The sequence below is a fragment of the Patescibacteria group bacterium genome, from assembly GCA_041649475.1.
GTDB lineage: Bacteria > Patescibacteriota > Patescibacteriia > Magasanikbacterales > GWA2-37-8 > JBAZNA01.
This window is the reverse complement of record JBAZNA010000001.1, coordinates 722,163-734,883: the sequence shown is the minus strand read 5'-3', so window position 1 is coordinate 734,883 and position 12,721 is coordinate 722,163. Positions and strand designations below refer to the sequence as shown.

The 12,721-nt window shown below is 43.9% G+C and carries 10 protein-coding genes and 1 tRNA gene; 9 read left to right on the top strand and 2 right to left on the bottom strand.

From position 1 onward, the window contains the following. The first annotated feature begins 5 nt into the window (after positions 1 to 5). From WC526_03700 to WC526_03675, 6 genes are read left to right on the top strand one after another with little or no spacing between them, the layout of a single operon-like run. Positions 6 to 1,244, top strand: a complete 1,239-nt coding sequence (locus tag WC526_03700) for an ABC transporter permease (GenBank protein MFA5062223.1) — start codon at positions 6 to 8, stop codon at positions 1,242 to 1,244. Continuing rightward, positions 1,237 to 2,484 (top strand): ABC transporter permease, encoded by a 1,248-nt coding sequence (locus WC526_03695; GenBank protein ID MFA5062222.1) that lies wholly within the window; start codon positions 1,237 to 1,239, stop codon positions 2,482 to 2,484. Before WC526_03700 ends, WC526_03695 begins: the two co-directional genes overlap by 8 nt. 58 nt (positions 2,485 to 2,542) lie before the next feature. Next, positions 2,543 to 4,723, top strand: a complete 2,181-nt coding sequence (locus WC526_03690) for a hypothetical protein (protein MFA5062221.1) — start codon at positions 2,543 to 2,545, stop codon at positions 4,721 to 4,723. A gap of 6 nt (positions 4,724 to 4,729) precedes the next feature. Beyond that, positions 4,730 to 6,520, top strand: coding sequence for a DNA primase (gene dnaG / locus WC526_03685; protein ID MFA5062220.1), 1,791 nt, complete (start codon positions 4,730 to 4,732; stop codon positions 6,518 to 6,520). A 25-nt stretch (positions 6,521 to 6,545) separates the two neighbouring features. Further along, positions 6,546 to 7,841 carry a sigma-70 family RNA polymerase sigma factor gene (locus tag WC526_03680; GenBank protein MFA5062219.1) on the top strand — a complete coding sequence of 432 codons (1,296 nt, stop codon included), beginning with the start codon at positions 6,546 to 6,548 and terminating at the stop codon, positions 7,839 to 7,841. Between the two features lie 20 nt (positions 7,842 to 7,861). Continuing rightward, the gene (locus WC526_03675) at positions 7,862 to 8,941 is read left to right on the top strand and encodes a UDP-N-acetylglucosamine--N-acetylmuramyl-(pentapeptide) pyrophosphoryl-undecaprenol N-acetylglucosamine transferase (protein ID MFA5062218.1); all 1,080 of its coding nucleotides are present in this window, start codon (positions 7,862 to 7,864) and stop codon (positions 8,939 to 8,941) included. A gap of 101 nt (positions 8,942 to 9,042) precedes the next feature. Here the strand turns inward: WC526_03675 and WC526_03670 are convergent, their stop codons facing one another. Further along, positions 9,043 to 9,597, bottom strand: a complete 555-nt coding sequence (locus WC526_03670; GenBank protein MFA5062217.1) for a hypothetical protein — start codon at positions 9,595 to 9,597, stop codon at positions 9,043 to 9,045. Positions 9,598 to 10,049: 452 nt separating this feature from the next. Next, a tRNA-Lys gene (locus WC526_03665) sits at positions 10,050 to 10,122 on the bottom strand. 86 nt (positions 10,123 to 10,208) lie between these two features. Here WC526_03665 and WC526_03660 point away from each other — a divergent pair. Genes WC526_03660 through WC526_03650 form a run of 3 tightly spaced genes read left to right on the top strand, consistent with a single transcriptional unit; the run spans position 10,209 to position 12,714 of the window. After that, the gene (locus WC526_03660; GenBank protein MFA5062216.1) at positions 10,209 to 10,781 is read left to right on the top strand and encodes a hypothetical protein; all 573 of its coding nucleotides are present in this window, start codon (positions 10,209 to 10,211) and stop codon (positions 10,779 to 10,781) included. Positions 10,782 to 10,795: 14 nt separating this feature from the next. Continuing rightward, positions 10,796 to 12,082, top strand: coding sequence for a UDP-N-acetylmuramoyl-L-alanyl-D-glutamate--2,6-diaminopimelate ligase (locus WC526_03655; GenBank protein ID MFA5062215.1), 1,287 nt, complete (start codon positions 10,796 to 10,798; stop codon positions 12,080 to 12,082). After that, positions 12,073 to 12,714, top strand: a complete 642-nt coding sequence (locus tag WC526_03650) for a PH domain-containing protein (protein ID MFA5062214.1) — start codon at positions 12,073 to 12,075, stop codon at positions 12,712 to 12,714. The genes WC526_03655 and WC526_03650 overlap by 10 nt, the downstream gene beginning before the upstream one ends. The last annotated feature ends 7 nt before the right edge of the window (positions 12,715 to 12,721 follow it).

Here is a 12,721-nt window from a genome sequence, read left to right as displayed (position 1 = left end):
AAGATATGAAACTCTCCGAAAACATTCACAATTCATGGCACATCATCGCCGCGAACAAGGTTCGTTCTGTTTTGACGATGCTTGGCATTATCATCGGCATCATGGCCGTGATTGTGATTATGTCGGTTGGCGCCGGCGCGCAGAGTTTGATTGTCAATCAGGTGAGCAGTTTGGGATCAAATTTAGTCGGCGTTTTGCCGGGCAAAGCCGAAGCCAACGGCCCGCCGGTTTCAGTAATGGGGATTGTGATTACAACTTTAAAATATGAAGATGTAAAAGCGCTGGTTGCCGGCGGCGATCCTCATATTTTGGCGGCCACCGGATACGTTAAAGGAACAGATACCGTAACTTGGCAAGACAATAAGACCGACACTACCTTTGTGGGGGTGATGGCCAGTTATCCGCAGGTGGAAACCGCGGAAGTGGCGAGCGGTCGTTTTTTTTCTGAAGAAGAAGAAAGATCAACGGCTAAAGTTGCGGTGTTGGCCAGCCAGACCGCCAAAAATTTATTCGGCGATGAGAATCCGATTGGCCAGCAAATTAAAATTAAAAGAGTGAGCTTCCAGGTTATCGGGGTGTTAAAGGCGCGCGGCACCAGCGGTTTTCAAGATCAGGATGATCAAATTTTTGTGCCCATCACCGCCGCGCAGAAGTTATTATTGGGAATAAATTATATCAGTTATCTGCGCGCTCAAGTTGATGACGCCAGCAATGTTGACGGCGCGGTTTTGTTTATTGAAGACACTTTGCGGGTAGAGCATAATATTTCTAATCCGGCCAACGATGATTTCACGGTCAGGTCTTCCGCCCAAGGACTGGACGCCATAAACACAGTAACCAATGCTTTAAAATTTTTCTTAGCGGCTATCGCCGCCTTGTCACTGGTAGTCGGCGGAGTGGGGATCATGAATATCATGCTGGCCGCGGTGCAGGAGCGCACCAGAGAGATCGGTTTGCGCAAGGCGGTGGGAGCCAGAAGTTCGCAAATATCTCTGCAGTTTTTAGTTGAAACAATGATGGTCACTTTTATCGGCGGCGTGATCGGTATTTTACTCGGCATTTTAGTTTCTTTTGGCATTGCTAAAGTGGCTCAAAGCATGGGTTACAAATGGGATTTGGTGGTTACTTATTCATCAATTATTCTGGCTTGCGGAGTTTCGGCCGGCATTGGCTTGATTTTTGGAATTATACCGGCGCGCCGGGCCAGCGCGCTTAATCCGATAGAGGCACTGCGATATGAGTAGAATTTTTAAAACTTATCTGCGGTTGGCCATCACGGCTTTAAAACGACAAAAAGTGCGCTCTATTTTAACTATTGTCGGCATTAGCATTGGTATTGCGGCCGTGATTGTGATTTCTTCAGCCGGAGCAGGACTTAATTCTTTGGTTGTGGGCCAGTTGGATATGTTTGGGGCCGATACAATCTCTATTGAAGTACAGGTGCCCAGCACAAAAAGTACTCAAGGCGCCATCGCTATGGCCGAAGGCGTAACCATTACCACTTTGAAAGAAAAAGATTTTAAAACCGTGGAAAATTATCCAAATATTGAAAATGCTTACGGATTTTTAACGGCGCAGGCGCTGGTGAGCTATCAAGGACAGATTAAGAAAGCCATGGTATTTGGCGAAGGGTATAACGCGCCGGCAGTGGAAACCTTACCAATTGCCGAAGGTCGATTTTATGATCAAAATGAAGATAACTCGCTATCACAGGTGGTTGTTTTGGGGTCGGCATTAAAGGATGATTTATTTGGAGATAATAATGCCGTGGGTGAAACCGTATATATTGGAGGAAAGCCGTTTAAGGTGGTTGGTATCGCCGGAAAACGCGGCACAATGTCATTTCTTGATCTGGATACCTTAATATACATACCGGTCAAGACCGTGCAAAAAAGAATTTTAGGCATTGATTATTACATGGAGATTATTGCCAAGATAAAAGACACTAACAAATCACAGCAGACGGTTGAGGACTTAACGGCGATGATCAGGGAAAATCATAATATCACCGATCCGACTAAGGATGATTTTGCTGTACAGACAATGGCGCAGGCCAAAGATATGATTGAAACGGTGCTTGGCGCGATTACGCTTTTGCTGATTGCCTTGGTTTGTATTTCGCTTTTGGTTGGCGGGGTGGGAATTACCAATATTATGTATGTGACCGTGGCCGAAAGGACTTTTGAAATTGGTTTGATGAAAGCGATTGGCGCCAAAAGCAAAGATATTTTAAATCAATTTTTGATTGAAGCGGTAATTATTACCACGGCCGGCGGAATAGTGGGCGTGGTCGTGGGCGCTTTAATTTCTCTTTTAGTATATTTTCTGGCAATTTCCTACGGGTTGCAGTGGACTTTTTCCATTTCTATTCTCTCTATTTTTTTGGCGGTTGGTTTTTCCGCTCTGATCGGTTTGTTCTTTGGGGTTTATCCGGCCAAAAAGGCGGCGGGATTAAACCCAATTGAGGCCTTGCGGAGGGAATAGCCCGCTATTGCGCAAAGAATTTTTTTGGGCTATTCTTAAGTCATATTAACTAAAAATTATGACTCCGGAAACTCCGCAATTTACACCTGAAAATGAATTCAGATCTAAGAAACCGCAAATAGAATCACCGGATAAGCCAACAAAAGGATTGATGGCCAGATTGGCAGAAAAATTCAAAAGGCAAAAAGCCCTGACTGTGGCGCTTGGATTATCAACCCTCCTTCATGGGGGAATTGTTGGGTATACGAAACGCGGGGAAATAGGTGATTTTTTAGCTGATAAATATACTGTAGTTAAGCGCACGATGAAACGGGTTAATTTTTTACCGGATGCCGGTGTTTTATTAGGAGCTCCAGATGCTGGTTTAGTTGAACCTTTAAAAGAAAAGTATAAAGATAAAGAGAAGATTGATTATGGCGTATTTTTTTTGGACGCGGAATATGCGAAAGGTGGTCTGGGTAAAGAGGAAGTCATGACGGCCGGCAATTATATAAAACAGCTTCGAGAAAAGTACAAAGTAATGGATTCAAAAACAAAATCTCCGGATCATAAATTACGGGTAATCCATGACATTCTCCAAGAAAAGGGAGATTATAAAGCTGACTCTAGTTTTCTTAGCGATTTATTAAATAAGAAGAATTGTAAAAATAATAATAGGTGTGGCAATTGTGAGGCCAGATTAAAGTATACTCTATCACTGGTTCAGGGGGTTTATCCCGGTACCGAATTTAAGATGCAAATTCTAAAAGGCGATCCGCAAACTAATGAATTGCACATTGTTTTATTAGCAAAAATAGACGGCCAGTGGTATAGCTTGGAAGATACACCAAAAAAGATTAAAGATTCTGATTTGGATGGGTCTGTGGTAGTTGGCGTTGACGCGTTTGTAAAAAATTATTTGGGGGATAAGGTTGAAGGAAGAATGATTGTTTCAAAAGAAAGGAAAAACAAACCATCCAAACCCCAAATTCAAGTTAAAACAAATACGATCTTTAATTTATTGCCACCCGGAATGATGCCCACTAAGGTTTATTCAAACCGGCCCAGTCCTGCATACATAACTGCAGTAAAGACAACTTTTGGGGGGGCACAAGAGAATGTAAAACCACAAGAACTACCAACCGATCGTGATCTTGAGGTACATGTAATTAGTGCCGAAGATTGGGAGAAGCACCAGAAAGAACTAAATAAGGATAAGAGCAAAGAGAGAAAAGAAAAGCAAGAGGGGTCTGTATATAAGCCAAGTCCCGAGGATGTTTTGGACGCAAAATTAACCGGTGAATTTAGGATTTATGAATTTGATTTTAAGACCAGAGAATTTAAAGAATGGAGTGATCTCTTTAATGAAGTTAGGAATGTTTTAAATAAAAATTGGGGGGATGCAATTAATTCGGAGGGAGCGTCGTTAAAAGATAAAGGATTACAAATTAAAATTGTAAGTAATTTGTTATCCTCCATGATGGAAAGTAATTTAGTAAAAAATTATAGGAAAGCAGCAGCATTGGATCAAGCAATGGAACTTACTTACTTTTGGGAAAAAGAAGATGATCACCTGCAGTGTGTAAAGATTATTCGGGAGTTGTTGATTGTTTTAGAACGATTGAATGATGATCTTGAAAAAATTGGATACAATCAGCCATCAAAAATAGATCTGCAACCGTTAAAAGATGTACCTTTGAAAAGATTGGATGTTTATAATCGCAACGCCAGCTTTGATTTAGCTGATTTAGGAACAGGAATCAAAAATTTTCAGGATGTAACGCTAAGGGGCAAAATAAGGAATCTTAGTCGGTTAAAAGAAGCGCCAAATGATTTACACTATGTAAGCATAACGCTGGAAAATGACCGACTTGAGGATTTAGATTTTTTGGCTGGTAAAAAAATAGAGAGACTTAATATATTCGCCAAAGAAATAAGCAACCTGGACTCACTTAAAAAAATGGATATAGGCGAATTGTCATTATCCCTTGATTTTGCCAATACCAATATTATCAAAATTGTAAAAGATTTACCTCTCAAGCGTTTAGCCATTAATTTTAAAGGCATAACCAGCCTAGAATCGTTTCGTGGTGTACAACTTAAAGCTGAATCCACCAGGTTAATTTTGTGGAAAGTTCCGGAAGGGATGGACTTAAGTCCTTTAAAACATTTGATTGAGAGTAAAAAGCTCTCTTTGCGTTGTCTTGATTGTGAGATTGACTACGAAAATTATAGAATAGTACACCCTAGTTCCAAATAAAAATATATGACCGACATCCAAGCCATAAAAGACCGCCTTGATATTGTGCAGATTTTAGGCGAATATCTTCAGCTGAAAAAAGCCGGCGCCAACTGGAAGGCGCCCTGCCCGTTTCATCATGAAAAAACGCCGTCTTTTATGGTGCATCCGGAAAAGCAGATTTGGCACTGTTTTGGCTGCGGCAAGGGCGGAGATATTTTTACATTTTTACAGGAAATGGAAGGTATAGATTTCCCCGAGGCCCTGAAAATTTTGGCCGAACGCGCCGGAGTAAAAATGGATACCTATGTTTCGGAAATAAACAAAAGCCAGAAAAATCGGTTGCTGGAGATAAATGCCAAGGCCGCGTATTTTTTTCATCATTTTTTACTGGAGATGCCGACGGCGCACAGCGCGCGCGAGTACCTGGACAGGCGCCAGCTAAAAAAAGAAACGATTGAAGAATGGCAAATCGGATTCATACCGGAACAGTGGGATTTGCTCACCCAGTATTTATTAAAAAAGGGCTTTGCCATTGATGATTTGATTGCCTCCGGGCTGACCATAAAAAAAGACGGTGCCAATTTTCAGGCGGGCAAGGGTTTTTATGATCGTTTTCGCGGGCGGATAATGTTCCCGATTTGGGATGCGCACGGCAACAATGCCGGCTTCACCGGCCGGGTTTTGGTGGAAACGGAAAAATCGGGCGGAAAATATGTGAACACTCCCCAGAGTCCGGTGTTTGATAAATCCCGCCTGCTTTATGGATTAAATAAAGCTAAAATGGAGATAAAAACCAAAGACCTAACCGTGTTGGTGGAAGGACAGATGGATGTGGTGGCTTGCCACCAGGCCGGCATGAAAAATGTGGTGGCCGCCTCGGGCACCGCGCTCACCTTTGAACAGGTAAAATTACTGAAAAGATATTCCAATAATATCGCCATGGCTTTTGATGCGGACGCGGCCGGGCAAAACGCGGCCAAGCGCGGCATTGATATAGCCCTGGAGCAGGGGATGAACATAAAGATTATAAAGATCCCGGAAGGCGCCGGCAAAGACGCGGATGAATGTTTGAAAAAAAATCCGGCGGTTTGGTTTAAAGCGGTGGAGAGCGCGACCGATGTGATGGAATGGTATTTTAATTCGGCTTTTTCAGCCAAGTTGGAAAGCGGTCCGAAACAAAAACAAAAAATAATTGAAGGCCTCCTGCCGGAGATTGCCCGTTTGCAGTTTGGCGCTGAAAGAGATCACTGGCTTCGTCAGCTGTCTGAAAAATTAGATATAGACGCCAATGTTTTAAGGGAAGAATTAAAAAAGTCCGCTAAACAACCGCAACCGTCGCGCCAAGCCGGAGGCGAAGATCAACCCAAGAACGTGCCTATTTTTAACGGTCAGGACCAGGGCTATTTATTAAGATTGGAGAGTTTGTGGTCTCTGCTTATGAAATTTCCCAAACTTATTATTTCCCATTATTCATATTTAAGACCGGAATTTTTTACAGGCACCCCGTATATGCCTCTTTACGAATTAATAAAAGAGGCGTATAATCCAAATATAGTAACCAAAACAGAAATTAGGGAGATTTTAGAAGAGGGTGGAGACCTTGTTAGTATTTTGTTATTAAAAGCCGATAAAGATTTTGAAGGATTTTCCAAAGAAGATTCAACCCATGAAGTTGATGATCTGCTTGAAAAAATAAAGTCAGAATGGATTAAAAAAAGAAGAAAAGAATTAAACGATCATTTAAAAATCGCTCAAACAGCCAAAGATGAAAAAAAGATGTCGGAAATCTTAAAAGAAATTTTAACCTTACAATAATTAACTTTACAATAACGCTACAATTATGCCTTCCAAGAGAAGGACAATTAAGCGTTCTTCCAAGCAACTGCGCGGTAGCCATACGCGTAGGCATAAAAAGGAGAACAAACCGAAGTTAAAAAAAGCTAAAAAAATCATCAAAAAAAATAAAAAAATAAAACCCCGTAAAAAAGGAAAAATTTTGCGTCCCCGCAAACCGGAATTCGTACCTGAAATAATTTTTGAACCGACGCCCAATAAAATCTGGGACATAGTTATCAAAGGCAGAAACAGGGGATTTATCACGCAAATTGAACTGGAGAGCGTCTTTCCCAGACCCGAGGCCTATCTTGATTTATACGAGGGATTTTTGGAAGTGCTTGATAAAAACGGCGTGACCGTGGTTGAAAGCACCAGCGGATTTTTGGGCAAAAAAGAAGAAAGCAAGTTGACTTTAAAACAGTTTCAGGGAGCCCAGCCGGATATGGACGTGCCCTTTGATCTCGGTTCCATCTCATCCGACTCCATCCAGATGTATCTGCGCGAGATTGGAAAAATCCCATTGCTTAAAGGCGACGAAGAAGTGGCGCTGGCCAAACGCAAAGAGCGCGGCGACAAAGAGGCAGAGAGAAAAATTATTGAGGCCAACTTGCGGTTGGTGGTTTCCATTGCCAAAAAATTTGTGGGCAAATCGTTGTCTTTGCTTGATTTGATCCAGGAAGGAAACATTGGTTTGTTTAGGGCCGTGAAAAAATTTGACCACCGCAAGGGGTATAAATTTTCCACTTACGCCACTTGGTGGATCAGGCAGGCCATCACCCGCGCGCTCGCCGATCAATCCCGCACCATCCGCATTCCGGTGCATATGGTTGAAACCATCAACCGATTCCAGCAGGTGCAGAGAAGATTATTGCAGGATTTGGGCCGCGATCCGACTCCGGAAGAATTGGCCGCGGAAATGGGTGAAGAGGTGAGCAAGATAAATCATATTATAAAAATATCGCAAGACACCGTGTCTTTGGAGATGTCGGTTGGCGATGATGAAGACGACGACAGCGCTTTGCAGGACTTTGTTGAGGATGTAAAAAATATTTCGCCTGACCGCGCCGCCGGTTTGCAGATTTTGCGCGATTATGTCAAAGACGCAATCAAAGATTTGTCTCCGCGCGAGCAGAAAATTTTGGAAATGCGCTTTGGACTGACTGACGGCGTAACCCACACCTTGGAAGAAGTGGGTAAGGAATTTGACGTTACCCGCGAACGCATCCGCCAAATTGAAGCCAAGGCCTTGGAAAAGATTGAACATAATTTGACTGTAATCGGAAAATTGCGAGATTATTAATAAGCGCGCCCGCGGCAATTATGAAAATAATCCTTTCCGGTGGTGGAACTTTGGGACCGGTAGTGCCGATACTGGCGGTTTTTGAAATTTATAAAAAACATGACCCGAGTGCGGAGTTTGTCTGGGTCGGCACAAAAAGCGGCATTGAACAAAAGCTGGTGGAAAAATACGGTATCCCTTTTTTGCCGATTGCTTCCGGAAAATTGCGCCGTTATTTTTCTTTCTTTAATTTTATTGACGTCTTTAAAGTATTTTGGGGATTTCTGGAGTCCTTGATTTTGCTGTGGCAGGAAAAACCGGCTTTACTTATTACAGCCGGCGGCTTTGTCAGCGTGCCTTTGCACTTCGCGGCCGCGGCTTTGGGCATTCCTACCTGGGTGCACCAGCAGGATTTTGAGATCGGTTTGGCCAATAAGATGATGGCCAAATCCGCCACAAAAATTACCGTGGCCTTGAAAGATAATTTAGCCAATTTTGATGCCATGAAAACAGAGTGGCTGGGCAATCCGGTGCGGAATTTAACCGAATCAAATTTGACGATGGCCAGGGCCAAGTTTGGCATACCGGCCGGGGCGCCGGTGATTTTTGCTCTGGGTGGAGGCACGGGCTCAAACACCATCAATAAAATGGTTTTGGATGCTTTGCCGCTTTTGCCTAGGGATTGGCACGTTATTCATCTGGTGGGCAGAGAAAGGCAGAGCACCCCGCAACAGAACGCCACTACGATTTTTTCCAATTATCATGTTTATGAATTTTTTACCGAGGAAATGAAGTATGCTTACGCGATTGCGAGCGTGGTGGTGGCCCGGGCCGGATTTTCTACCATTACCGAATTGGCAGCATTAGCAAAAACATCTATATTGGTGCCGATTTTAAATAATCATCAGGAAGTAAATGCCAATATGCTGGCCAGAAACAAAGCGGTGGTGGTGCTTAATGAAAAAATAGACGGCGGCCAAAAGTTGGCGCATATTGTCAAAGATTTGATTGAATATCCGGAAGTGGCAAAATTTTTGGGAAATAAATTGCACGAAGTTTTACCTCCAGCCAAGCCGGAGCGGGTGATTGCGATTGTAGAGGAATTGGCTAGCTCAATCTGATAAAAACCAAATCTTGATTTTCATTAGATTGAGGCGAGCCGATGGGGAATCGGCTGCGCTGTTGTCTCCTCAAGTGGAAAGAACGGATCAGCTGGGGTCTGTCAGGACCTGTTGAAGTAGTCCGCGATGGCCTTGTCGTACTCCGCGGTCTTGCGGAAGACCTTGGCCGCCAGGGACTGGCGGAGATGAGGACGGACTTCGCCGTGCAACTCGAGCTCGTTGACCACCAGCATGTAGTCGTTCGGGTCCACGATCACGGTCACGCGGTTGTGGTTCTTGGCCGCGGCGCGGATCATGGTGGGGCCGCCGATGTCAATCTGCTCGATGGCCTGGTCCCAGGTCGTGTCCGGCTTGGCCACGGTCTCCTCAAACGGGTAGAGGTTGACCACGACCATGTCCACCATCTCGATTTCCAGCTTCTTGAGGGTCGCCTTGTGCTCCGGCGTGCCCTTGGCCAGGATGCCGCCGAGGATCTTGGGGTGCAGGGTCTTGAGCCGTCCCTCCAGGCACTCCGGGAATCCGGTGACCTGCGACACATCCAGAATTGGGAAGCCCGCTTCCCGCAGATGCTTGGCGGTGCCGCCGGTGGAGATGATCTCCCAGTTGAGACTGGTGAGACCCTGTACGAAGGCCAGGAGCCGGGTCTTGTCGTACACACTGATGATGGCACGTGGCATTTTGATACCCCCTTTCGTTTTTGGCAAGTTGATTACCAAGCTTACAGACAAGGTAACACAGGCGATGGAAAAAAACAAGAATTAAAAGAAGCATGCAGTTACCAGCACCTGCATGCTGTGTTGCTCGGGCCTTGGGCGCATTCCTCCTCCTTGGCTCATCCGTCTTCTTTTGGGCTGCGGCGGACGATCTCGTTCTTCTGACCGACGAGGTTTAAACTCGTTATCGGTCGTTCCCAAGGCCGCATCCGTGTTGCGCTACGAGGCCGCTAAACCTTTCTCTGGGGAGAAAGTGCGGGTCTACAGGTTGCTGGTTTGTTTCACCTGCAGTTCCCTTTCGCGGTCTGATTTGATTTTAGTATAAGGTAAGTAAGCGGTCAATACCCAGATTGATAAAATAAAAAACCACCGCTTCCGCGGCGATTTTAAATTTGTGACCCGGCTGAGGTTCGAACTCAGGACCTCTTCCTTAAAAGGGAATTGCTCTACCAGCTGAGCTACCGGGCCAATTTATGGACTTTTAACTTTAATAATGATAAACTAAATTCAGAAAAAAATCAAGACCCCCTTGGGGAAATCTTTAATTTTTGTGTATGTTGGATAAAAAATATCTAAACGAGATACGCCAGGATTTGTTAAGTTATGCGCAAAAAAGACGTGAGGTTATTAAGGCCGCCGGAGACGCCCAGCACCTGTCTAAAAAAGCGATTTTTGCCTTTCAGCGCGATGATAAAGACGGAGCCGAGGTCTTGGCTTCTGCCGGTCAGATTTTGCTTGAGTTAAATAAAAAATATAAAGAAGATGAAGATCTTTTTGACGAGGGTTCATACCGCGCGGCTTTGGAAGAATACACCGAGGCCTCGCTGTTTGAACAATTTTTGGCCGGCAAGACCCTGGGGAAAATAAAAAATTTGGAAATTGATTGCGACACTTTTATCGGCGGTTTATGCGATGTGCCGGGCGAACTTTTGCGGTATGCCATCAAATCGGCCACTGCCAGAAAATTTGATGAAGTAAAAAAATGTTATGCTGTGGCTGAAGAAATTATCGGCGAGCTGGTTGATATGGATTTGACCGGTTATAACCGCCAAAAATTTGATCAGGCCAAGCAGGCGTTAAATAAACTGGAGCAGGTTGTTTATGAAGTCAGTTTAAAAAAGTTATAGCGCGACCATAAAATATGGGATTACTGAAAAAACTTTTTCATTTTAAACTGGCCCTCTTGGCCTATTGGTGGTATGGCCGGCCTTCCCGAAAATTAATCGTGGTCGGAGTCACCGGCACTAAAGGCAAATCAACCACCTGCAGATTGATTTCTTCGGTTTTGGAAGCCGGCGGGCAAAAGGTGGGGATGCTAAGCACGGTTGAATTTCAAATTGGCGAAAAGCGCTGGCTCAATGATAAAAAAATGACCATGCTCGGCCGTGGGGAAATTCAAAAAATGTTAAAACAAATGGTGCAAGCCGGGTGCCGGTATGTGGTGGTGGAGACATCTTCGCAGGGAATTTTGCAGTATCGCCATTACGGTTTGAATTATGACGTGGTGGTGTTTACCAATTTGGCGCCGGAACACGTGGAGGCGCATGGCGGATTTGAAAATTTAAAACGCGACAAGGGCATTATTTTTGCGCAACTGATGAAACAGGCCAAAAAGGTTTTTGATAACAAAAAAGTGCCAAAGGTGGCTGTGGTAAATATTGACGACCAGCACAGCGATTATTATTTACAATTTTCGGCTGATGAAAAATTCGGCTTTGGAATAAAAAACACAAAACCGAATTTAAAAAATATTACCGGTAAGATTTTGGCTTCCACAGAAACCGGATCAGAATTTTCAGTAAATAATCATAATTATCATATAAATATTTTAGGGGATTTTAATGTCTATAATGCCCTGGCCGCCATTGCCGTGGCCAAATCGCAAAATATTCCTGAAGAAAAAATCGATAGCGGCTTGAAAAATGTTAAATTGATTGAAGGCCGGATGGAAGTGGTCAATCCGGGGCAGGATTTTAAGGTGATTGTTGATTACGCGCACGAGCCGTTAAGTTTAACGGAATTATTTACAAATTTGCGCAAAATGCTCGGTCCGACAGGCAAATTAATCGGTTTGGTCGGTTCTGACGGTGGCGGCCGCGATAAAAGCAAGCGTGAAAAAATGGGCGAGATTGCCGGCCGGCTTTGTGATGTGGTAATTATTACCGACGTAAATTGTTTTGATGAAGACCCAAATCAAATTGCCGAGATGCTGGCAGTTGGCGCGCGGCATGCAAATAAAACAAACAATGAAAATTTATTCATAGAAGTTGACCGGCGCCGGGCGATAGAGAAAGCCATAACAATGGCCAAAGCCGGGGATATAATTGCCATCACGGCCAAGGGCACTGAACCGTGCATTGTCGTGGCCAATGGCAAAAAAATCCCCTGGGATGACCGCCAAGTCGCCAAAGAAATTTTATGTCAATAGCAAAAAAAATTCATCTTCGCGAAAACGAGCAAATTCTCTCGGTGGTGGAAAGATACGCCCTGACTTATTTTTGGAAATATTCAGTCGGTCTGACAATCTTATTTGCCGATTCGTTTTTCATGTTTAAACTGCTGTCTTTCAGTTGGTGGGGTGATGTGATTTTTGCCCTTGGTATGTTAGCCGGGTTGTTTATAATCTTCCGCGTCTGGTTTTACAATCACGTCAATATTTTTATTATCACCAGCGAACGCATTGTTGACGTGCAAAGATCTTCGTTGTTTGATGAAGTGGTCACTTCGGTCAGTTATACGGACATAAAAGATATTTCCATCAGGAAAAAAGGCGTGTTTGCCAATGTGTTCGGTTATGGAAATATAATAATCCAGACAAACAGCGAGCATTTTGTTTTGGATGTGAGCGCCGTGCGCGATCCGCAGAAAGTTCATAATATAATCGTCCAAGCGGATGAAAAATACCGGCAAAATCGCCATCTGGCCAGCACCAGGGCGGTTTATGAAAATTTTATAAAATTAATTCCTAATTTATCAGCCGAAGATTTGGCGGCGGTATTGGAATTGACCAGAATTCAGTTGGAAAAAGTTGGTGGAAAAGATGGCGGATCTTTGATATAATTATAAT